Origin of the sequence: Bacilliculturomica massiliensis (assembly GCF_900605495.1) — a bacterium.
GTDB classification, from domain to species: domain Bacteria; phylum Bacillota; class Clostridia; order Peptostreptococcales; family Anaerovoracaceae; genus Bacilliculturomica; species Bacilliculturomica massiliensis.
This window is the reverse complement of the sequence record NZ_LR027591.1, coordinates 70,205-93,711: the sequence shown is the minus strand read 5'-3', so window position 1 is coordinate 93,711 and position 23,507 is coordinate 70,205. Positions and strand designations below refer to the sequence as shown.

The 23,507-nt window shown below is 53.0% G+C and carries 17 protein-coding genes; 15 read left to right on the top strand and 2 right to left on the bottom strand.

What is annotated here, in order from left to right:
* The first annotated feature begins 169 nt into the window (after positions 1–169).
* From E0E37_RS00815 to E0E37_RS00800, 4 genes are all read left to right on the top strand, one after another.
* The gene (locus E0E37_RS00815) at positions 170–1,879 is read left to right on the top strand and encodes a sigma-54 interaction domain-containing protein (protein ID WP_130861082.1); all 1,710 of its coding nucleotides are present in this window, start codon (positions 170–172) and stop codon (positions 1,877–1,879) included.
* A gap of 365 nt (positions 1,880–2,244) precedes the next feature.
* Complete coding sequence (locus E0E37_RS00810) at positions 2,245–3,663, top strand: N-acyl-D-amino-acid deacylase family protein (protein ID WP_165445140.1); 1,419 nt, start codon at positions 2,245–2,247, stop codon at positions 3,661–3,663.
* Positions 3,664–3,680: 17 nt separating this feature from the next.
* Positions 3,681–5,060: a Na+/H+ antiporter NhaC family protein gene (locus E0E37_RS00805; protein ID WP_130861080.1), complete on the top strand. Its 1,380-nt coding sequence runs from the start codon at positions 3,681–3,683 to the stop codon at positions 5,058–5,060.
* 125 nt (positions 5,061–5,185) lie between these two features.
* A complete protein-coding gene (locus E0E37_RS00800) occupies positions 5,186–6,643 on the top strand; it encodes a Sapep family Mn(2+)-dependent dipeptidase (protein WP_130861079.1) in 1,458 nt (485 codons plus the stop codon).
* 986 nt (positions 6,644–7,629) lie between these two features.
* On the opposite strand, the gene E0E37_RS00795 is transcribed toward E0E37_RS00800, so the two are convergent.
* Positions 7,630–8,274 carry a hypothetical protein gene (locus tag E0E37_RS00795; protein ID WP_130861078.1) on the bottom strand — a complete coding sequence of 215 codons (645 nt, stop codon included), beginning with the start codon at positions 8,272–8,274 and terminating at the stop codon, positions 7,630–7,632.
* A gap of 1,246 nt (positions 8,275–9,520) precedes the next feature.
* Here E0E37_RS00795 and E0E37_RS00790 point away from each other — a divergent pair.
* From E0E37_RS00790 to kce, 5 genes are all read left to right on the top strand, one after another.
* Positions 9,521–10,291 (top strand): Fic family protein, encoded by a 771-nt coding sequence (locus E0E37_RS00790; RefSeq protein ID WP_165445139.1) that lies wholly within the window; start codon positions 9,521–9,523, stop codon positions 10,289–10,291.
* 90 nt (positions 10,292–10,381) lie between these two features.
* On the top strand, positions 10,382–11,290 hold the full coding sequence (gene murB, locus E0E37_RS00785; RefSeq protein WP_246019593.1) for a UDP-N-acetylmuramate dehydrogenase: 909 nt from the start codon (positions 10,382–10,384) through the stop codon (positions 11,288–11,290).
* Positions 11,283–12,761: a PHP domain-containing protein gene (locus E0E37_RS00780; protein WP_130861076.1), complete on the top strand. Its 1,479-nt coding sequence runs from the start codon at positions 11,283–11,285 to the stop codon at positions 12,759–12,761. The genes murB and E0E37_RS00780 overlap by 8 nt, the downstream gene beginning before the upstream one ends.
* Positions 12,762–12,878: 117 nt before the next feature.
* On the top strand, positions 12,879–13,733 hold the full coding sequence (gene rapZ / locus E0E37_RS00775; protein ID WP_330548518.1) for an RNase adapter RapZ: 855 nt from the start codon (positions 12,879–12,881) through the stop codon (positions 13,731–13,733).
* Between the two features lie 378 nt (positions 13,734–14,111).
* Complete coding sequence (gene kce / locus E0E37_RS00770; protein WP_130861075.1) at positions 14,112–14,933, top strand: 3-keto-5-aminohexanoate cleavage enzyme; 822 nt, start codon at positions 14,112–14,114, stop codon at positions 14,931–14,933.
* A 277-nt stretch (positions 14,934–15,210) separates the two neighbouring features.
* On the opposite strand, the gene E0E37_RS00765 is transcribed toward kce, so the two are convergent.
* Complete coding sequence (locus E0E37_RS00765) at positions 15,211–17,094, bottom strand: sigma 54-interacting transcriptional regulator (RefSeq protein ID WP_130861074.1); 1,884 nt, start codon at positions 17,092–17,094, stop codon at positions 15,211–15,213.
* 388 nt (positions 17,095–17,482) lie between these two features.
* Between E0E37_RS00765 and E0E37_RS00760 the strand changes: the two genes are divergently transcribed.
* Genes E0E37_RS00760 through E0E37_RS00735 form a run of 6 tightly spaced genes read left to right on the top strand, consistent with a single transcriptional unit; the run spans position 17,483 to position 23,496 of the window.
* Positions 17,483–18,403, top strand: a complete 921-nt coding sequence (locus E0E37_RS00760) for a dihydrodipicolinate synthase family protein (protein WP_130861073.1) — start codon at positions 17,483–17,485, stop codon at positions 18,401–18,403.
* On the top strand, positions 18,400–19,608 hold the full coding sequence (locus E0E37_RS00755; protein WP_130861072.1) for an amidohydrolase family protein: 1,209 nt from the start codon (positions 18,400–18,402) through the stop codon (positions 19,606–19,608). Before E0E37_RS00760 ends, E0E37_RS00755 begins: the two co-directional genes overlap by 4 nt.
* 15 nt (positions 19,609–19,623) lie before the next feature.
* The gene (locus tag E0E37_RS00750; RefSeq protein WP_130861071.1) at positions 19,624–20,121 is read left to right on the top strand and encodes a TRAP transporter small permease; all 498 of its coding nucleotides are present in this window, start codon (positions 19,624–19,626) and stop codon (positions 20,119–20,121) included.
* Between the two features lie 3 nt (positions 20,122–20,124).
* Positions 20,125–21,417 (top strand): TRAP transporter large permease, encoded by a 1,293-nt coding sequence (locus tag E0E37_RS00745; RefSeq protein WP_130861070.1) that lies wholly within the window; start codon positions 20,125–20,127, stop codon positions 21,415–21,417.
* A 57-nt stretch (positions 21,418–21,474) separates the two neighbouring features.
* Complete coding sequence (locus E0E37_RS00740; RefSeq protein ID WP_130861069.1) at positions 21,475–22,518, top strand: TRAP transporter substrate-binding protein; 1,044 nt, start codon at positions 21,475–21,477, stop codon at positions 22,516–22,518.
* Between the two features lie 27 nt (positions 22,519–22,545).
* Entirely contained in the window at positions 22,546–23,496 is a 951-nt protein-coding gene (locus tag E0E37_RS00735) for a hydroxyacid dehydrogenase (protein ID WP_130861068.1), read from the top strand.
* The last annotated feature ends 11 nt before the right edge of the window (positions 23,497–23,507 follow it).

Below are 23,507 nucleotides of genomic sequence, written 5' to 3'. Positions count from 1 at the left end.
TTTTGAGCACAGGAAACGGGATGGCGCGGAATGGCTGAAGAATGGACTTTATGTCCTGAGCGCAGGCTTACGGCCTTGTTTCCGGTCCCGGACTCTGTTATGATACAAATAATATAAAAGCGCGGCGAGGCTGTTTCATTGCATGGGCCGCGGCAGGAGGGGAAGGGCAGTGAGATCCCGGATCACATTAGAAAAATTATTAAAAATACTGGATTCCACCTACGACGGCATTGCAGCCGTGGATCAGGACGGCAGGATCATATTGTTCAACAAAGCGGCGAAGCGGTTTTTCAGGCTGCAGGACAGATCTTACGAAGGCGAGCATATCGTGGACGTGACGCCGAAGGCCAGGATGCCTCAGGTGATCACCAGCGGTACGGCGGAGATCAATCACAGCATTAAGATCGACGACGAATTGACGCTGGTCACCAGCCGCATGCCTATCTGGGATGAGGAAGGAAAAGTAGAGGGGGCCGTGGCTGTTTTTAAGGAGCTGCCCCAGCTGCTGGAGCTTTCGTCGGAGGTAGACCGGCTGGAAGAGATGCAAAGTATGATGGAAGCCATATTTTCCGCTGCGCAGGACGCTATCTCCGTGACGAACCAGAACGGCGTTGTCGTCATGATGAATCAGGCCTACGCCAATCTACTGGGTTCGGAGCTGTCGGACTGTATCGGCCAGCCCTGCGAGCTGGACTGTGAAGGGGCGAGCGTGCACCGGGCCGTGCTGGAATCAGGATGTGAGAAACGGGGATTTCACATGTTCGTGGGCAAGAAGCGAAAGGAGATCATCGCACACGGGGCGCCGATCATTGTGGACGGCAAGCTGTCCGGCAGCGTGGCGGTGGCCCACGATCTGACGGAACTGCTCAGCCTGACGAGGGAGCTGGACAAAGCCAAACAGGTCATTCGGGAGATCGAGGGGAAATATATCTTCGACGATATTCTGGGCTGCAGCAGAGAGCTGACCCAGGCTGTGGAGAAAGCGAAAAGGGCGGCCAAAACGCCGGCCACTGTTTTGCTGATGGGCGAAAGCGGAACCGGGAAGGAGATATTTGCCCACGCGATCCACAATGGAAGCGACAGGGCTCTCATGCCCTTCATTCGCGTCAACTGCGCGGCCATCAGCGAGGCGTTGCTGGAAAGCGAACTGTTCGGATATGTGGAGGGCGCGTTTACAGGAGCGAAAAAGACAGGCAGAGCGGGATATTTTGAACAGGCGGACCACGGGACGATCTTTCTGGACGAGATCGGGAAGATGAGTCTGACCCTGCAGGCAAAGATGCTGCGGGTGCTGCAGGAGAAGGAGCTGATACGGGTAGGGGCCTCCGAGCCTATCAGCGTGGATGTGAGAGTGATCGCCGCCACAAATATCGATCTGGAGGAAGAGATCCGCCAGGGCAGGTTCCGGGAAGATCTCTATTACAGGCTGAACATGGTGCCGGTGGAGATACCGCCCCTTCGCAGCAGGAAAGAGGATATGCGCATACTGGCGGAGCACATGATCAAAAAATATAACGACGAGTACGGCAGGCAGATCCGGGGGATCACGGAGGAGGCGGTGGAAGTCCTGAAAAGCTATTCCTGGAAGGGCAACGTCCGGGAGCTGGGAAACTATATCGGCAGGACTATCATCGATATGGATCAGGACGATCTGGTGATCGAGGCACGTCATCTGCCCGCCAAGGGGACCAGACACGGCGCCGGGGATACGGAGGTGTGCGCCATGAGCGTGGAACACGGGTCGACGCTGAACGAGGCGGTGAAAGAATTTGAGAGAAAATATGTGCGGGAGGCGCTGCTGCGAAACGGCGGAAACAAAACGAAGACAGCCCGGGAACTGAACATTTCCGTGCGCAGCGTTTACAATAAGATCGAATGAAGGCAGCGCTGGAATTTGGACTGATCAGACCTGGGACGCCTGTGGGTTCAGGGCGGGATATACAGAATAGGGAGCGGGAAAGAAGCGGATAAGGAAGATGCAGACGGGAATACAGATGTGCAAACATTTTCGCGTCTGCATTTTTTTGCGTGCAAATTCTTGCAAAAAATCGCTGCGGCGACAGAATCGGCGTCCGGGGCGGAGGACAGACCTGTCGAATAAGGGCGAAAAAGCGCAGAGTTATAACGCTTTAAAGGAGTAAAAAATTTCTGTAGTCCGGAGCCGTGGATTGGCACGGATGTTGCGATATATAAACGGATATAACAGTACAATTTATGCGGTCACAGCAGGACGGGAGGATGGAAATGGACATGAATGAAAACGACAGGTTGTTTTTTGAACGCGAGTATGACCTCGTCATCGAAAACGGAACGGTGATCGACCCGAAGACCGAGATGCGGACCATCGCTAATGTGGCGGTGGCGGAAGGGAAGATCGCAGGGATAACGCGGGTTCCGCTGAAAGCGAAGCGGGTCATCGACGCGGCAGGCAAGATCGTCTGTCCCGGCATCATCGATCCCCACAGCCACGCGGACGGACAGCTGTTCAGCGCCCACGTGATGGCCAACATGGGAGTGACGTCGATCGTGGTGGGTTCCTGCGGTCTGGGGCCCTATCCGGTTCCGGAATTTCTGAAAGGACTGGACGACGAAGGTTATCCGATCAATACGGCGGCGCTTACGCCGGAATCCTGGATCCTGAGAGAACGGGCCGGGATAACAAGCCCCTACGAAGCCGCCACGGAAAAACAGATCGCGCAGATGGCGGACTGGGCGGAGGAAGATCTGCTGGGCGGGGCTATCGGCGTATCATTCGGGCTGGAATATGCGCCCGCCACAAAGTGGGACGAGATGGTGGCGCTGGCTAAGGTGGCCGCCAAATATGATAAGGTCATGCCGATCCACTCCAGAGCGGGAGGATGGAATTCTCTGGAGGCAACCAGAGAGGTGATCAAGCTGCAGGAAGCCACAGGGGTCAGAGTTCTATTGTCTCATCACGTTTATCAGTGCGGGCAGGGGATGATGGAAGAATCCCTTAAGATCATTGAGAAGGCGTATCGTCAGGGTTACAAGATCGGCGTGGACAGCGGGGCCTACTGCGACTTTGCATGTCCCGTGGGCTCGGAGGTATTCTGCGAGGGCTGGCAGGATATCTACGACTGCACTTATCACGACATTCTGGCCGGTACGGGAAAATATGCGGGTCAGCGGCTGACGAAAGAAACGTTTGAGGAAATGCGCGCCAACGATCCCGACGGAAGCGTCACCGCTTTTGTGGGAAAGCCCTACGAGGTAGCTCTGGCGCTGAAACAGCCTTACACCATGATCTCAACGGACGGCGGATTCCCCAATCTGGCGCCGGGGCTGGGCCACCCGCAGAGCGCGGGAAGCTATCCCAAGATCCTCAGAGAACTGGTAAGAGAGCAGGATGTGCTGACCGTAATGGATTTTGTGAAAAAATCCAGTTGGATGCCGGCCCAATTCTTTGGAATTGAAAACAAGGGATACCTGGGGACCGGAGCCGACGCGGATATTCTGATATTCGATCTGAAGACCGTGAAAGAGAACGCCACGTTCCCCGGCCTGGGCGATCCCATGGCCGCGCCGGACGGCATCGAATACGTTATCGTCAACGGAGTGCCCGTCATTGACGGCGGCCAGGTAAACAGAGAAGTCAGACCGGGAAGAAGCATGCCTTCTCAAACCAGAGTCTGGCGCTTATAATGTGAGGAGGAGCTTTTATGGAATTAGGAATATTGACGCTGCTTCCTATGGTAGTGCTGTTTGTATTGATCTTTACCACAAAGAGGATGCTGCTGTCCGTCACAGCGGCCACCATGACCGGCTCCGTGCTGCTGGGCGGCTTCGGCTTCATGAACATCTGGCTTGAAAAGGTGCAGGGAGCGTTCATGGGAGGAACGGTGGGATACTGTTACCTGCTGCTGGCCCTGTTCGGTATGCTGATCTCACTGCTGGACGCCTCCGGCGCGGTCACTGAGTTCGCCATGTGGCTCAGCAAATTCGCCAACACGAAAAGAAAGGCATTGTTTATCACCTACATACTGGGCTGGCTCATTTTCGTGGACGATTATCTGAACAATATGGCCATTGCCACAGCCATGAAAAAGGTCTGCGACAGCCATCGGATCCCCCGGACGTTCCTGGGATATATCATCAACTCCACAGCCGCGCCCGTGTGCATCATCGTGCCCATATCCACCTGGGCCGTTTTCTACAGCGGGCTGTATGAAGATTTTGGCGTGACAGTGAACGGCAGCGGCACAGCAGCGTACTTTGCCTCTGTCCCCTACATGTTCTTTGCATGGATCGCGCTGATCGTCATGGTTCTGGTGATTCTGGGCGTTATTCCCGAGATCGGGATCACCAGAAAGCATGCTCAGCTGGCTAAGGAGACAGGCATCGTCTGCACGGCCGAGGTCAGTCTGGACGGAAAAGAGATCGTCGCTCCGGACTTCGAGGCGATCATGAAGGAAAACACTGGACTGAAAGCGCAGCCCTGGAATTTCCTCCTGCCGCTGGCCGTGCTGATCGTGATCACTCTGACCAGCGACGTAAACGTCATGCTGGGCTGCGGAGCCGCTATCGCGGTGACCGCGGTCCTGATGCTGATCCAGAAGAAGAGCACCATCACGGGAATTCTGGACAGCGCCTATCAGGGCGTGCTGAGCATGGTCTCCATCTGCATCATCATCGCCATGACCATGACGCTGGTGGAAGTCAATACAGCCACCGGTATGGCGGACTTCGTCGTCAACGCGCTGGCCCCCTATCTGAACGGCGCGTTCCTGCCGGCGCTGGTGTTCGGCTTCTGCGCGGTGTATTCCTACTTCGGGGGCGGTTTCTGGGATATGGCCATGATCTTTATGGGCATCGTCGTTCCTCTGGCCAACGGACTGGGCGTGGATCCGATCCTGCCCTGCGCGGCGCTGGTCTGCGCGTCGGCTGCCGGAAGCACGACCTACGTATGCGGGGACGCGATCATGGTATCCTCCCGGGCTATGGATATCAAGCCGTATTATCAGATGATGGGAACGCTTCCCTACGCGGTCATCAGCTATGTGCTGTCGGTGGTGGCTTTCCTGATCGTAGGGCTGATCTGACGGCCGACTGACCGAACAGCTGTCTGATCGAACGATGGCCGGCCTGTGGCTGTCTGATCGAACGATGGCCGGCCCGGCAGCTGGTGACTGAATAAACGTGAGACTGACTGAATGGAGATTGTTAAATGGAAATCAAGATAAACAAAGATTTGAACGACCTGCTGGACGGGTACGCGGAAGAGATGACATCTACACTGCAGGAACTGATCCGCTTTCGGTCCGTGGTGGGCGATGTAGATGAGTCCAGGGACCGGGCGCCCTACGGGGAAGAAATACAGGCCGCTTTCGACTACGTCATGAAGCTGGGGGCCGACAGGGGATTTGAATGCCTGAATCTGGAAAACCGAGCCGGCGAGATGAATTTCGGCGAAGGTGAAAAATCCGTGGGAGTCATCTGCCATCTGGACGTGGTGCCGGAAGGGGAGGGATGGACATACCCGCCTTACGGAGGCGTGGTGGATAACGGAAACATTTATGGGAGAGGCGCTGTGGACGATAAAGGATGTTTCGTGGCTTCTTTTTACGCCTGTCTTGCTTTGAAAGAGAGCGGACTGCCCCTCAGGTACCGCGTAAAGCAGATCGTTGGAACCAATGAGGAGACAGGCAGTTTCCCCTGCATACAGTATTATAAAAAGCATACGAAAGATATGCCTGTGCGGGGTATCGTGCCGGATTCGTGGTTCCCGGCAGCCTTCGCGGAAAAGGGTATCGTGAGTTATGATTTTACCCGGAAATGCCGGGGCGCCGGTAATGGGGCCGTCGACGGAACTGAGCTCAGGATCACAGAACTCAGCGGAGGAGAAGCGTACAATGTGGTAGCCCCCTTCGCATCCGCCTCGTTCACAGGCTCGCCGGAAAGGATCGCAGAGGTCCGCGCAGCGGTCTTGTCGGCGGAGGCGGAAGACGGGGAACGATTCGACGGCCGTGTGGAGCTGACAGAGATCGACGGAGGTCTGCGCGTCCGTACTGTGGGGAAATCGGCGCACGCCTCCACCCCCGAGATCGGCATTAACGCCATCTCGCTGTTGCTGAGGATCCTGGAAAAGATATCGTTTGAACCCATGGATCTCTGCCATACTCTGCGGGTCCTGTCCGAGCAGATCGGCCGGGATTCGGACGGCCGGGGCCTGGGAATCGACTGCTGTGATCACAGCGGGCCGCTGACCAATAACGTGGGCGTGCTGTCGTATAAAGACGATGTGCTCACCGTAAAAATGAATATCCGCTGTCCGGTCACCACCACCATAGAGGATCTGACAGAGAAACTGGACCGTGCGGCAGGCAGAGCAGGCATGGAGAACAGTGTCGTACTATACAATCCCCACTTCTACATGGATCCGGAGGATGAGCTGATCCGGATGCTGGTGGAAGTGTATCGGACCATGACGGGAGACAGGACATCGAAACCCCGTTCTCACGGAGGCGGTTCCTACGCCCGCATACTGAAAAATTTCGTTCCCTTCGGACCTTCCATCGAGGGCGAAGAACTGTCCTTCCACAAACAGGATGAACACATTTCCTGCGAACGACTGCTGCTTCTGAGCAAGATCTACGCTCAGGCGCTGTATCAGATGGCGAAATAACTGAGAAATATAGAACAAAAAACTCCCTGGGGCCGCCGCGGTCTGATCATCGGATCGCGGCGGCCCGCGGGGAGTTTTTCATCTGGACGTACGTGCGCCCGGAGAGCGTACGTTCTAACGGGTGAAAGTCCCGAATTCGCCCGGTAGCAATAAGAAGGATATGGACATGGCTGGCTTTCATGTACCCTATCCATAATTCTATTGTAGTAGTGGGAAGGATATAGCTAAAAGGTCCTCATCCTTCATGCGTGCAATAACTATATAAAAGCGGCCTGTTGTGACAAACAGGCCGTCAAAGTTTAAAAAAGTTCCAAAGAGTTGTGAGCTGTTGAATAATTTAACAACACGCTTTTACAAGCCTGTAATCAATTAAATTCTTTAATAATCTAAATTGCACCCTATAAAAACAGGGTTTGGTACAATAGTTGGTTCTCCTCAATGATGTTGAAACTGCCGCCCATCATAATCCATTTTAGTACAATACCGTTGGTCAAGCAGCAAAGAGAGTTGTGTAAAAGCTCCGGTGGAGCCGACAAGGGGGAACTGGATTTAGCAATCCTGCCCCCGCCGCCGTCCGCTTCATTCTACGGCAAAACCGGCTCCGCTGGCGCGGCTATCGTTAGGTTGTGCGGTGGCTCTGCCCCCGCGTCCCCGGCCTCTCCAACAGAACACAATTAAGGGCATAGCGTGACAGTCCGATGTAGGCATTTAGACTTCCTTTCCAGCCGATAAAGCCACATGAATACGAGTTTCTTTGCCCTATCATTGCCCCGTCTCCGCAGGTGGGAAGGGTTTATATCTCCCCGCCCCTAAAACCGGCTTCTAACCGTCTGCGTGAAAAAATTGTGTCAATAAACAAAATTAACATTTGACAAAACGCATCATGGGGCGCCTGCCCGTAATTCCAGCCGTGGCGAGTGATCCCGGCCTGGGTGTCCGGTTCAGCCGCGGTGAGTGGTCCCGGCCGTAGGGTTCCGCCTGCAACTTTAACGATTGGCGATCTGTCGGAAGGCAAAGCGGAAGCGCAGAAAACCGTCCCCCGTCTCCTCGTGCCAAAGGTCAACGCAGTCGAGAAAATCCGGCAGCGCCAGAGGCAGACGATTCAGATCCAGCAGCGCCGAATCCCGGCCCACTGACAGAGCGGGACCGGGGCTGAAGCCTTTCTGACTGTTTTTTGTCATCTCAGCGGCCCTCATCAGCAGTGTCTTATCGCCAAGCAGGGCTTTCAGCGCCATGGCCTGCAGAGGATTTCCCAGGCTTCTGACATCCTCCCGGTAATGAAAGGCCAGCCGCCGGCTTTGGCCGGTAAAAGTCAGTTCGGAGACAGAGATCATATAACGGGCCCGCAGCTTTCCAAGCTGGCGGATCTGGAGGTCCAGATCGAGAAAGACCAGTCCGCCGGGGTTGCCCGGGCTTCCGCCCGTCTTGGTGCAGGAAAGCTGATAATTACTCAGATAAGGAGCGGCCCGGTCAATGATAAAATCGCGCAGTTCCTCATTGATCAGTTGATCTGGGAGGACCAGCGTCCCCCGCTCGATATCCTCCGGCCGGAGCCAGGAAAGCAGCCGGAAAATCGTTTCCTTGTTTCGCAGCAGCTCTGCTGCAGTTTCTTTTATTTTTTTATCATCCATGTGGATTCCTTCCTTTCGTCATTCTGTCAGAGTGCCGCTTATCCGTATGACCAGCGGGGATCGTTCCGACGGCGTTCAATGATCAGGCGCTCCCGGGCTGGCGGTCATTACCCTGCAGCCGACGCCCGGCGGTCAGTCCTGACGGGCAGTCCTGACGGGCAGTCCCGCGGTGGGCACTTCTGCTTCTTTGCGGTGTGGCCCGCACGTCTGCGGCCCTGTGGGGACCTGGGGGGACCGGACCTCCGGTCTGTGTGTCTGGCGCCAGGCAGGGTACGCTAAAAGGCGGCGGCTTTTAAGTATATACTATTTTATGAGACATTATTGGCGTATTGCTAAATAAATATTGAGATGCAATTCTTTCTTCGTTATATGGACTATATCATTTTTTCATCTTGGTTTTCAACTGTATCCCGCATATCTTCAAGGTTATGCAAAATTTTTTGCTGTCTGCAGTATGAGGGGCGGGGCTGCGGCAGAGAGGCGCGCGGTCAGAGCGTAAGGAAACGGGGAATTTGATGATTTTTCCGGAATTTCACCTATTTCATGGCTTGAAATAGGTGAAACTGCATCAAAAATACGATTTTTACCTATTAAATTGATTAAAATGTAAATTGAACCAGTTATTCCGACGGGAAATAGACAAAATCGCAATTTTTTATGTGATTTCACCTATTGCCGTTTGGCGTCTGTGGAATTTCGCGTCTGAACAGACGGAGGAGACCGCAGGGCCATGCATAACAGACCAGTGCTGTCCTATCACTGCGTACCAATGCGCGTTCTACATCCTTTCGCGGCCTGACGACAACCAGCAGCGGCAGGTCTGCGACTGCCGGCAGCCCGCGATGGCCACTGTCCCCGGCAGTCCCCCCCCCTTCGTCACTCCCGGCGGGCCGCTCCACAATTTTGAGGTTGAGAAAAGAAATTTGTGATATAATATCCGCAGAGCGGATATTATAGATTCTGTGCACGGCGGACGCCATGTGCGGATTATACCATGATGGCCTGCGGCCAGTCACGGTATAATAGTTCCAACCATTGCTTTGCGGCGCTGCCGCAAAGAGGAAATGATTGAGCCATAAACTACAATGCGGCAAAGAGCCAAGTATGGAGGTTTATGACAGAATAGCCGCAAAGCGGCCATTCAACGATTCTGTGCGGTGCGCAGGCCACGGGGACGATGCTGTAAGTCTATAGGGCAGTAACGTACGGGCCCCCTGGAATGCGGAAGCTGCGGGAGGAAGCGGTTATGGATCAGGAGAGATATCGGCAGATCAAGAAAAAGGTTCTTATATTGAAGAATCGAAAGCCGTATCAGGCGGAAACGGCGCAATACATAGCGGAGATGAATCAGATCGACTGGATCACCTCATGTCTCAGACTGTCGGGAACGCCGATCTCCCAGGAGGGCGTGCAGCGGATCATCCAGGGGGAACTGCTGGTGGATGTGAGTCTGAAAAACCATCAGCTGATCCACAGGTATCTGGAGACTCTGCGTCATATGCAGAGTATGCTGGAAATGGGGACGGATCTGACGGAAACAGGACTGCTGCACCTTTTTGAGATCCTTTACGATCCACGAGGCGAGGCGGAGCATAAGGGCGTGGAGCCCGTGTTTTACCGGCAGGACGCGCGGACGGTGGAGACGTGGGGCTACAGGCCGCCGGGAGCGGATGAGATCAGCGAACAGATGGATATTGTGTTCAAATGGCTGGCGCTGGAGGAAGGACGGGTCAACCCGGACCTGAATCCCATCATGCGTTCCGTGATGCTGCACAATAAACTTCTGGAGATCTATCCTTTCGGCGAGTGTTCACCGGCCATGGCCAGGCTGGCCATGCTCTACCAGCTGATGAGCGCGGGACTGCCGCCGATCCGTCTTGCGATGAGCGAACAGGAATACAACTGCGCGATTGTGCTATACTTAAAGAAAGAAGATCATCTGCCGCTTTACGAAGCGGTGGAAAAGGGCGTGTACAATCAGCTGGACCTTATGGTCCAGCTCACGGCCATACGATAGAAGAATTATGATCGGCGTTCGGGAATGCTACAGAGCCCGGATCAGAGAGCCGGTGGGGGAATGAGACAGAATGAAAAGGGAGGAAACGGTTTGGATTTTGAAGCGGTTTACAGAGAAATGGCGCTGAATATAGATGAGGAGAGGCTGCGGCCGGACTGCCCCATGAAAGAGTACACTTCGTTTCGGGCAGGCGGAAACGCCGCGCTGCTGGTGGAGCCGGGCAGTATGGCAGAGCTTTTCTCTGCAGTGGAAGTATGCGGCCGCACAGGGGCGCCGTACATGGTGATGGGAAACGGGTCGAACCTGTTGTTTCGCGACGGGGGTTACGAGGGCGTGGTGATCCGCATCGGCCCGGGTATCGATCGGATCCGGGTGGAAGGAAACGTCGTCTTCGCGGAGGCGGGCATGCTGCTCTCCGCAGTGGCAAAGGCAGCCATGGAACACTCGCTCACGGGATTGGAGTTTGCGTCGGGCATTCCGGGCAGTCTGGGCGGCGCGGTATTTATGAACGCCGGCGCTTACGGCGGCGAGATGAAGAATGTGGTGCTCTCCACTATGGCGCTGCGGCCCGACGGTATGATCAAAGACAGAAAAACAGAAGACATGGGTTTTGGTTACCGGCACAGCGTGTTTCAGGAGACGGGAGAGATCATCGTGGGTGTAAAACTGCTGCTGAAGCCGGGAGATCAGGATGAGATCCGGGAGACGATGCGGGATCTGACGGCGCGGCGCAACGAGAAACAGCCGGTAAATCTGCCAAGCGCAGGGAGCTTTTTCAAGCGGCCGGAGGGATATTTCGCAGGCGGTCTCATCGAAGAGTGCGGCTTGAAAGGGCTGTCGCTGGGCGGGGCCAGAGTGTCGCCACTGCATGCCGGGTTCATCGTCAACGAAGGCGGCGCCACAGCCAGAGACATTCTGGACCTCATGCGCGTGGTTCAGGAAACGGTCTATGACAAAAAGGGCGTCAGGCTGGAGCCGGAGGTGAGGATCATTGGCTAAATACCGCATGACTTTCGATCTGCATACGCACACGGTAATGAAGCGGAGCGACGGCAGGGAGATCCTCCATGCGAAAGGAACGGTTGAGGAGAATGTGCTGGCCGCCAGGGAGAAAGGGCTTTCCTGCGTGGGAATTTCGAATCACGGTCCGGGGCATATTACCTACGGTCTGCCTGAGGACGGCCTGCCCACACTGCGCGGGCAGATCGAGGAGGCCAGGCAGAAGTATGGGGATATCAAGATCCTGCTTGGGGTGGAAGCGAATATTATCAATCCATCCGGGCTGCTGGACGTGAAGCCCGAGGATTTTGAGCGGTTCAATTATGTCATGGCGGGTTATCATTACGGGATATTCGGCGAGGAACCGGTGAATGCCGCTGAGATCCACGGGGCAAACTGGATCTATACAAATCTGCGTTCCGTCTGGAATTTTGCGGAAAGTTTCCGTGGAAACATCCGCAGACTGGGGCGGGAACCGTTTGAGGATAGGCTTCGCCGCGTCAATACGGAGTTGATGGTTGCGGCCGTGCGCCGCAACCGGCCGAAGGTGCTGACCCATCCCGGGGACAAAGGCCCCTTCGATATCCACAGTATCGCCCGCGCCTGTCAGGAGACGGGCACCTGGATGGAGATCAACAATTATCATGGAGATCTGTCGGCAGCGGGGATCGCCATCGCGGCGAGATACGACGTCTCTTTTGTCATCGGAAGCGACGCGCACACGCCGGAGGGGGTGGGAACCTTTGAGAAGGCCTTGGAGAGAGCAATGCAGGCGGGGCTTTCCCCGGAGCGTATCGTGAACATCGAGGAAGTGAAAAACGCCGCCCGGCCTGCCGGCGACAGCGGAAGTGACAGCCAGCGGGAGATCCTGGACGGGCTGAGAGAGAAATCCACTCAGATCGAAAAGGAAGCGCCTGCTTCTGACCTGAGAGCAATGGCTGAGACCGCCGCCGCTGCCGTTGCCGCTGGCGGCGGCAGAAGTGCGGAGGAAGGGGCTGTAGATCAGGCGGAGAGGATCCGGTCTGTCGATAACAAAGCCGCTCATGCAGCAGACAACAGCGCAGATCCGCAGCGGGGACAAGCCGTCCGGGAGATCAGCACTGCGCCCGCAAAAGAGCAGGAACCTTCCCGTGAGCAGCGGCCGGAGACGGAACGCCAGCCTGTCCGGAATCCCGCCCGGAAGATCGAGGATCGGTCTGAACTGGGTAAAGATCTACCGGCATTTAGCGCAGAATACGCGCCGGAGCCGGCATCCACGGGCATGGGAAAGCGAACGGATGAATCGCCGTCAGAAGGAACGAAAGATGGGATCGATACCGAAGCGCTGCTCTGGGGCCGCCGGCACGGGGAGCCGTCGGCGCGGCTGCCCGAGACGGAGAAGAAGCAGAGGAACCGTTACCGCATTTCGGAAAATTACCGGAAAAAGGATATGCGCGCCGTTTACAAAAAGCGGCGCGGCAGACAGTCATAGGAAGTGAGACGAGCCGTCGGACCGGCGCGAAAGAACCGGGCGGACATATAGGCTTCAGAGAAAATTTACGGGATAGGACCGGCGCTTTGCCGGTTTTGATAAAGGGGGCGGGAGAGTATGATGGATGTAATGATTGTGACGGGGCTTTCGGGGGCCGGAAAGAGCCAGGCGACGCACTGTCTGGAAGATTTGGGGTACTATTGTATCGACAACATGCCGCCGGCGCTGATCAATGATTTCATGAACCTGACAGTACAGGATAAGATCAAGATCGAGAAGGCCGCCTTCGTAGTGGATATCCGCGGCGGCGAATTTTTCGACGATTTCAAGGAAAGTCTCAACGAGATGAAGCGCATGGACGTGAAGTTCAAGATCATGTTTCTGGAGGCCTCCGACGAGGTCCTGATCCGCAGATATAAAGAGACCAGACGGGCGCATCCCCTGTCTCAGTCCGGATCGATCCTGGAAGGGATCCAGGCGGAGAGAGAGAAGCTGGCGGAGGTCCGCAAGGAGGCGTCCTACATTCTGGATACCTCGACCATGAAGTCGGCCAAGCTGAACGAGGAGATCAAAAAACTGCTCTCAGAAGGCGAGAACGGCGACAGCTTTACGATCACTCTGGAATCTTTCGGGTATAAGCACGGCATGGCTCTGGACGCAGATTGGGTATTTGACGTGCGTTTTATCCCCAATCCGTTTTATCTGGCCAGCATGAAAAATCTCACCGGAAACAGCAAAAAGGTCCAGGATTACGTGCTGAAGTTTCCGGAGAGCCAGATGTTCGTGAACGAGATCCACAAGCTGGTCAACGACCTGATCCCCATGTATGCGCGGGAGGGAAAGTACCATCTGGTGCTGGCTTTTGGGTGCACCGGCGGCCAACACCGGTCCGTCACCATGGCGAACGAATTCGCCCGCCGTTTCAAAGAAGAGGGAAAACGGGTGGTACTGATCCACCGGGATCTGCCGTAACGCCGCATGATGGCCGTAATAGCAGAGACGGTCTGATACCGCAGGCGCCATGACAGCAGGTGGGAACTTCGGAAGCCGGAGCCGGGAGCCAGATCCCCGGTTGCCCGGCCCGGATGCCCGGCTCGGGATGGGGATTGCCCGATTTCGGGATGTCAGGCGCAGGACGTCGATAGCGACGACAGGGAGCTTCAGAAGGGATAAATCAAAGGAAAAGGCGAAATTGCCGAAATCCATGTGGAAAACAGTCCCCCTCATGTGATATACTGATAGTCGGCGGAACGGTTTCACACTCCGTGCCGCTTACATAAAACAGACCGGCCCGGCCTTCGATCGGGGCGGTACATTATCTTATTCATAAAATCAGAAAAGGAGAAGAGAATGGAAAAACTGATCATCAGTGCTGCGATCTGCGGCGCGGAAGTTACCAAAGAGCAGAATCCCGCTGTTCCCTACACGATCGAAGAGATCGTTCGGGAAGCGAAGTCTGCCTACGACGCCGGCGCTTCCGTTATCCATCTTCACGTGAGATGGGACGACGGTACTCCGACACAGGACAAAGGCAGATTCCAGGAAGCGGTGGACGCGATCCGCAAGGCCTGTCCGGACGCTATCATTCAGCCGTCCACCGGCGGAGCGGTAGGCATGACCGATCTGGAGAGACTCCAGTCTACGGATATCACGCCGACGCCTGAATTCGCCACCCTGGACTGCGGTACCTGCAACTTCGGCGGAGACGAGATCTTCATCAACACAGACAACACAGTTTTCAACTTTGCGAAGATCATGAAGGAAAGAGGCATCAAGCCCGAGCTGGAAGTGTTCGACAAGGGCATGATCGATATCGCGCTGAAAGCCGACAAGAAGGGCCTGCTGGTCCACCCGCTGCATTTTGACTTCGTTCTGGGCGTGCAGATGAGCGCGACCCTGCGGGATCTGGTATTCATGGCGGGAAGCCTTCCGCCGGGTTCCACCTGGACCGCCACCGGACTGGGAAAGAACGCATGGCACATCGCTGCCGCCACTATCTCGCTGGGCGGCCACGTGAGAGTGGGATTCGAGGACAATCTGTATCTTGAAAAAGGCGTGCTGGCAAAGAGCAACGGAGAGATGGTCGCAAAGGCGGTAGCCATCGCCAAGCTGCTGGGAAGAGAGATCGCTACCCCGGCGGAAGCCAGAGAGATCCTGAGCCTGAAGAAATAGTTTTTTCAAGCCGGAGGCGTGCAGCTGTCCGGCGTGCGGGGATGGACCGGCCGGGTAAGCCGGACGGATTCTAAAAGATTAAAATGGAGATTGACAGGCGTCCGCGGTTTTAACAGGGCTGCGGGCGGCGCCTTTGTGACAAGTCAATAGCACGAGACAAAACGGGCCGGTTTTTCCGGCTCCCCAGAGCGCGGACAGGAAGCAGTGAGCCTGTCCGCGTTTTTTTGTCCGCCGGATGGGGCCTGGATTCAAGGAGACGGCGCAAAAGCCTTCCGCATTATAGTACGCCGTATGCCTTGATTTTTCGATACAGGGTAGAAGGATCTATCCCGAGCATTTTGGCTGCGGCGGCCTTGTTCCCGTTGCTTTTTTTCAATGCCTCCGAAATCAAACGCTGCTCCGCATTCTTAACGCTCAGAGAGTCCTCCGGGCATGCAGGAGAGCTCTGATTTGTAATGCGGATGTGACATTTTTTCAACGTTGCGGCGTCCAGAGTCGGCTGATCGCATAGAATCACCATTCGTTCGATGATGCTTCGTAGTTCCCGTACATTGCCTGGGAACTGCAGATTTACAAGGAATTCCAAAACCTCGGGTTCAATCGAGTCGATGATCTTTCCATACTTTCTTGCGTAACTGCGCATTAGAGAGAAGGCCAGGAATTTGATATCGTCGCTTCGCTCGCGCAGAGGAGGAATATCAATTTCCAATACGCACAGACGATAATATAGGTCATCTTTAAATCGTTTTTCCTGTATGAGCTGCAGAAGATCTTTGTTTGACGAACATATCACACGTGTATCGACGTGGATGACTTTGTCACCGCCTACGCGCATAATCTCTCCCTCCTGAATGGCCCGAAGGAGTTTGGATTGGATAAGGATGGGAATCTCGCTGATTTCATCCAAGAATATGGTACCCTTGTCTGCAAGTTCAAAAAGGCCCTTTTTCCCATTTTTGTTGGCGCCCGTAAAAGCCCCCTGCGTGTAGCCGAACAGCTCACTTTCAATCAGACTTTCAGACAGTGTGGCGCAATTGATCGGAACGAACGGTTGAGTTTTGCGCTTGCTGGCATTGTGGATACTTTGCGCAAACAGTTCTTTTCCGGTTCCGGTCTCGCCGTAAATCAGGACGGGACTGTCGTAGCCCGCATAAACAGCGGCCTGCTGTTTAATGTCACGGATCGCCTGGCTGATTCCCTGAATATCATCAAAAGTGTATTTTGCAACCAGGCCCTTCAGAAGCAAATCTTTTTTTACTTGATATTCCAAATCAAAAATGTCTGAGACACGTTTCATGGAGATGACACTGCCCTGTTGATGGCCTCTCACCATGACGGGAAGCTCCTGAATCAGGATGGGGGTCGAGTTTGATAAACCCTGCGGTTGACCGGATTCAATGTCGGTCAGCCGGTACTTCGATAGCACTTCGGCAATCGAACGCCCTGTGAGCGCGTGGACTGGAGCGGGTATAATGTCCAACGCCGCGGGATTGACCTGCGTAATGCGGCGCGATGAGTCGAGCGCGATGATAGCGTCGGAGGTGGCGTGCAGTATTGCTTTATCGTACTCATTTCGTTCTTCCAATCGAAGCATATTGTTCACCACTGTCTGAGCATTTACAATTGTTGCTTCCACTCCCAATTCATCCAGATCGAACTCCAGTCCTGTTTTTCCTTTCAGTCTGACGTAATTGACTACGGTAATCCCGGCAATAAAAATATCGTACCCCTCGTCAATTAGATTCTGTGTGACTTCTTCCTGGGATATTTCCTGCGTCAACTCGCAAAAAGAGATCAGGTCCTCCTTTTCCCCCAAAATACGTAAGCTCTTTTGAATATGATAATAGAGGTGCTTTGTTCCGACATGGACAATTTTTTTCCCGGGCAGACCCAGGGCGGTGCGAACTGCAATCAGAGTATCTAGCCCGCTGAAAGGCATTTCCATGGTGGGGATGGGAAGTTTCTCGTTGAGACAGGAGAGGGTAATTCCATGTGAAACAACCATGCGCAGACCATGCGGTAACAGTTCCCGGGCGATTATCACCGCATCATTTCTCGACTTTGCATATACGGGATATTCATAATTCATGCGATGCAAGACTCGTTTTATAGTTTCACATGCAGTGGCGCTGGGCAGAATAAAAGCGATCGAATAGTCCATATATTGTAACCCCCTTGCAGGCTGCTCCGCCTTCTGGAATCCACAAAATTTAACATTCAAATAATAATAATAAGCCCTGTGACTTCTATTATATCCGTCGAGAGAAAAAAAGCAATGCAAAATGCGAAAGCAATTGCAAAATGCAATTGCTGTGCGGCGCTGCCAACAGGATAATGCTGGGATAAAGTGGGGTAAACAGGTAAAACTGAGTTAACGCTCAGTACAATATGGCGGGACATCGGGATTAATTGGTCTCGTTTATCGTTTTAAGTACAGCTATGCGGGGGAAAAAGAACAAAAATAGATTAGAGATGATTTTTGGCATCATAATTGCTTCTTATAATAGGCAAGTCTGAATTCAGAAAATTTTTTGTGAGGAGGAAGTTGGATGGAAAAGAAATATCATGGTGTCATTCCGCCGATCATTACACCAATCGACGAAAAAGAAAACGTTGACGAGGACGGTTTCCGCAGGCTCATTGATTACTGTATTGAGGGCGGATTACACGGTATCTTCGTGGCTGGGACCAATGGGGAAACCATGGCGTTGACCCAGGCGGAACGCAATCGTGCCATTCGCATCGCGCTTGATCAGGTAAAAGGGAGGGTTCCCGTTATTGCAGGTGTAATGGATACCAGTACCAGGCGTGTAGTCGAAAACATTAAACAGCTGGAAGCTATGGGCGGAGCCTGTGCCGCGGTAACCCCTATTTTTTATGACCGACATACGTCGCAGGATGAGACGATCCGTCATTTTGAGAAGATTTTGAGAGAAACCAATGTGGATTTGATTATTTACAACATCCCGCCCTTTACAGGCGTAAAGCTGACAGTGCCAACGGTATTGAGCATTGCGAAGCTCGACCAACGGGTAAAAGGCTATAAAGACAGCTCTGGCGCTTATGCAGATTTTATGCAAGTGGTTTCGGTCTATCGGGATACACCCTTCAGCGTGATGCAGGGTGTGACCGGTATGGCACTTTCTTCGATTTTGATGGGTTCTGACGGCTTTGTGCCGGCGCTTGCGCCTTGCTTTCCCGGAATGTTCACGTCCGCTTACGAGGCGGCTCGCAGCAAAGACATGGATCTGACTTGGAAATACAATGAGATAATTCGGGAATCCTCTAAAATCCTGGGGATGTCAAGGAATGCCACGGCCGCAGCTAAGTATGCGATCTCGCTGCGCGGATTTACAGATAAACGAGTCATCTGGCCGCAGGATGTGATTGAGAAAGAAGACGAGACGAAGATTGGGAATAAGGTCAAAGAGATAGACGAACGCTATGCTCAATTAAAAAGGGAGGGATGATCAATTTGAAATATGATTTGATCATCAAAAATGGGACTGTCTTTGACTTTGAATGCAGGGGAAGCTCGGTGAAAGACCTTTACATTCAGGATGGTTATATTGTGGAGCCGGACCTGAAACAAGAAACAAGCGCAGACAGGGTCATTGATGCAGATGGTATGCTTGTCGTTCCGGGATTGATAGACGAACATGCTCACTGGGCGTACGAAATTGGAAGTCTGGGCCTGAATGCGGATATGATCTGTCCCTGTTCAGGTGTCACGACTACAGTCGACGCAGGTTCCACCGGGGTAGAAAATTTCGAGGCGTTTTATCGGTCCAATATACTGCGATGCCAGACAGACACTAAGGTGTATCTGCATATTTCAGGTAATGGCGTCACGGTGACGGCAACGCATGAAGAAGACCAAGATCCCGGGGCCATTGACGGAGAGAAAATTTTTCGGCTGTTTGATAGATATCCGGATTGTCTGCGAGGTCTCAAGGTTCGGTTATCGCAGCATACCATGCAATACGGTTTGGAACCGTTAAAGGCCGCGGTCAGACTGGCTGATGACTTGAACGCCGCCGGTCATTTTTGTACGGTAGCGGTGCATGTGGCTAATATACCGAAAACCGTAAAAATTGAAGAAATTTTGGAGCTGCTGCGCCCCGGTGATATTTACACCCACCCGTATCAAAATCTCGGCCCCACGATTTTCAATAAGGACGGGACGGTAATCGAAGCCGTGAAAAAAGCCAGAAAACGCGGGGTGCTGTTCTCCTCGGGAACCGGGTCCATTCACTGGTGCCTGGATCACATGGAAAAGGCATATCGCGACGGCTTTTTCCCGGATTTTATATCCTCTGATATAGTCGACTATAATGTCTATACGCGCCCTGGGTTTAACATCCTGTATCCCATGTGCGTGTCGCTGCTGTGCGGAATGAGTGTGATTGATATCTTCAGGGCGGTGACGGTCAATCCGGCCAGGCACTTGGGACTCGGCAAAGTCGGAGAGCTTAAACCGGGATATAAGGCGGATATTGCTATCTTTGAAGTGCAGACTCGCAGGGTAAAATTTGTGGATCGTTTTGGGGGAAGTGCAGACGCGGCCCAGGTGTTTGTCCCTATGATGACATTGAAGAACGGAAAAGCCGTGTTCAGACAGATCTATTTTGACGGCGGATATGATTATAGCAAAGTTGAAAAAAATTTCGTGTAAGGAAGAGGGTGCACCGTGAAGGTAATCAGATTTTTGGATGACCATTTTGAAGAGATTTTGATGAGTGTGGCTTTGATGACGATTGTAGTTTTTATGACATTGCAAGTGTTCATGCGTTACATCATGCACCATGCCCTCTCATCCCCTGAAGAAATCTGCCGCTACAGCTTTATCTGGATGTGTTATTTAGGCGTTAGTTATGCCGTCAAGAGAGGCGAGGCGTTGCGCGTTGATATTTTGGGCGTCATTTTCCCGAAAATCAGAGGAGCGCTGGACGTGATTTCGGACGCGTTTTATGTGATTTTCTGCGCGGCGCTGTTGATGCCGGGCGTCAGAGTGATCCAAAGCATGATGCGGCTGCAATCGAAAAGCGCCGCACTGGAGATTCCTCTTTGGATTATTTACACGTCGCTGTTTCTGGGCTGTGGCTTGGCAATTTTTCGTATGATTGAAAAATATATAGGGGTCATAAAAAAGAAAAGATCACTAGCAGCGGAGAAAAGGGGGGAGTGAGAGATGTCCGGAATTGGATGGATTTTCATTATTTTTGTGAGCCTATTGTTATTGAGCGTTCCCATAGGCGCGGCCCTTGTACTGACTTGTCTTTCCGCACCGCTTCTTTTTCCGGGGATTGCAACGGAATCTCAGTTTATCTTTCGCTCTATGGTGACAGCGATGGATTCGTTTCCAGTTTTGGCGGTGCCGCTATTTGTCCTCTGCGGATTGATTATGGGCAAAGGCGGGCTTAGCCGCAGGCTGTTCGAGTTTTTCGAGTTTTTCATCGGGAAGGTCTCCGGCGGCCTTCCCATGACGGTGGTAGTCACCTGCCTGTTTTACGGCGCAATCTCCGGTTCCGGTCCGGCTACAGTGGCGGCCGTGGGCGCGATGAGCCTCCCGCTGCTGGTTGAACTGGGCTACGACAAGATGTTCGTCGCCTCGCTCGTTGCGGTGGCCGGTGCGTTGGGCGTCATTATCCCGCCCAGTATTCCATTTATTTGGTATGCGCTGACGGCGAATGTTTCAGTGAGCGACATGTTTCTGGCCGGAGTATTGCCAGGGGTTTTGATCGCATTCTGCCTCTGCCTGTATTGTTTTGTGTACTGTAAACTTGTGGGAGAAGACAGAGAAAAGTTGAATGCAAGCTATACTAAGTTGCGTGCAAAAGGGTTTGGAAAGGTTTTTCTGGATTCCATTCCTGCTCTGCTGATGCCGATATTGGTTCTGGGAGGCATATATGGGGGCATTGTTACGCCCACGGAGGCGGCGGTTGTAGGCTGCGTATATTCCTTCATCGTTTGCACATTCTTCTATCACACGATCAAGCTGAAAGACTACGCGGATATTTTCCGGGATACCTTGTCTACGGTAGCAACGATGATGTTTGTCGTGGCGGCGGCTCAGGTCTTTGGCAAGATTCTGGCCATGGTGGGCGCGCCACAAATGATTGAATACGCTGTGCTGGGTGTTGTGAAAAATAAGATTGTGTTCCTGCTTTTGATCAATCTGATTTTGCTGGTTGTGGGCATGGTCATGGAAGGCTGCAGCGCCATCGTTATCTTGACGCCTATCCTGCTTCCCATCGCGCAGAGCTTTGGCATCGACCCCGTCCACTTTGGAATCATCATGGTCGTGAACCTGGCGATCGGCTTCTCTACCCCGCCGGTGGGGATAAACCTCTATACGGCGAGCTCAATGTCCGGCGTTCCAGTCGTAAGCATTTCAAAGAAGGCAGTGCCTTTGATTTTGATGTTTTTATTGGCCCTGGCGCTGATTACGTTCATCCCCTTTTTTAGCACGTGTTTGATTTGATCGTAACCGGTTGGTTTGATAGCTCTCGATAAGAGAATAAAAATAAAGGAGAAGAAAATGAAAAACGTAAAGAGAATAATAGCTGTTGTACTTACGCTGATTATGGTTCTAAGCTTCGCAGGCTGTGGAGATTCCCCGGAATCCGGCGGTAACGACGGGTCCGATGGGGCAGACAAGAAGAAATTCACCATCGCCCATGTTGTTTCTACGGATACTTGCTATGGCGAGATGTGTGACGCAATCGAAAAAACAATGGAAGACTCCGGGCTTTTCGATGTAGATGTGTATCCAAATGCATCCCTTGTGGGAGATTCTGAGGGGGTGCAAGCGGTCCAGGCAGGTACAATTTCAATGTATATTTCCGCTTGTGGTTCTTATGCGCCCTATGCGGCCCCGTTCTTTGTGTATGACAAAATGTTTGCCATTGATAACGAGGAAATCGGACGCAAGGTTGCCAATGACAAGGAACTTTGGGCTGTGCTGAATAGCGAACTTGAACAGTATAATATTAAGGTCCTTGGCATGGGAGACATGGGTTTTCGTAAACTGACAGCCAACAAAAAAATTAATGCGATATCTGATCTTAATGATATTAAGCTTCGTGTTCAGGAAAATCCCATTTATGTCGCGGCGTGGAAAGCGTTGGGCATTAACCCAACTCCGGTTTCCTACACCGAAATCTATTCTTCTTTGCAGCAGGGAGTTATCGCGGCGCAGGAGAACCCCGTGGAGTTGTGCTATGCCACCAAAGTCTACGAGGTGCAGAAATATATCATCGACACGAATCATCTGTTCCACAACCTGCCCATCGCGGTTAATCTGGACTACTACAACAGTCTGACTGACGAGGAGAGAGCGGTTGTGGAAGACGCTGTGGCAGCAGGCGTGGAGGCCTGCCAGGCTGCTACCGATCAGCATTCCGAGGAGCTCTATCAGGTCTTCGAGGATGCAGGCTGCCAACACATTCAGATTGATTCCGCAGTCAGGGACGAGATGAAAAAACGGATGAGCGAGAGCTGGTCAGAAGTGGAATCCAGAGTATCTCCGGAGCTTTGGAAGGCGTACGACGACGCGATTAAGCGTGCTGCAAGCGGTATGTAATGACAGGATTAAGGTTTGGTGCCAATCATGAAAAAGAAAATTTTATATATTCAAGCAATTCACCCTGCAGGAATGGATCTATTGCGGAATAAGTACAATGTCGTGGTGGCAAATAATGAAGCAAAGTCCTTTTTGTTAAATGCTGTGGCGGATACAGATGCAATTGTTACACGGCTGACGGAGATCGACAAAGACATCATTGAAGCGGGAAAATGCCTGAAAGCGATTGCAAAAAACGGAATCGGTGTGGATAACATCGATGTTCAGGCGGCTACAGAAAACGGGATCGCGGTATTAACCACCGGCGCCGCGAATACCGGTTCTGTTGCCGAGGCTGTCATCTTCGCAATGGGTGCAATGTATAAGAAAACGGTTTACTTCGACAGAGCTATGCACAATAAAAATTGGAAGTGCAGAGACGAAGGCGGATTTTACGATGTGGCGGGACGAACCTTTGGCATTGTGGGCCTCGGCCGAATCGGCGGTCAGGTGGCACAAATTGCAAAGGCTTTTCACATGAAGGTCTTGGTCTGTGATGCTGTTATAAGCCGCGAGCAAATTGAAACCATGGGGTACACATGCGCGGAAAGCATGGAGGAGCTGTGCAGGAAAGCGGATGTGATTTCCTTGCACATGCCGCTGACGGAAGAGAATACGCGTATTATAAATGAACATACACTTTCTCTGATGAAGCCCACGGCGTATGTAATTAATTTCTCCAGGGGTGCAATGGTGGATGAGGACGCGCTGTATCAGGCGCTCGTCCATAAAAAAATTGCAGGCGCTGCCTTGGATGCGTTTGCGCCCGAGCCCCCCGATTTTACACACCCTCTTTACGGGCTGGATCGTGTACTGCTGTCTCCTCACACTGCCGGAATCAGTGAGGACGCAAGAAAACAAATGTCACTGCAGATTGCCAGGGGGATTGATGACGTCCTCAGCGGGAAAATTCCGGAATGTTGTGTAAATAGAATCTAGATTGATGCATA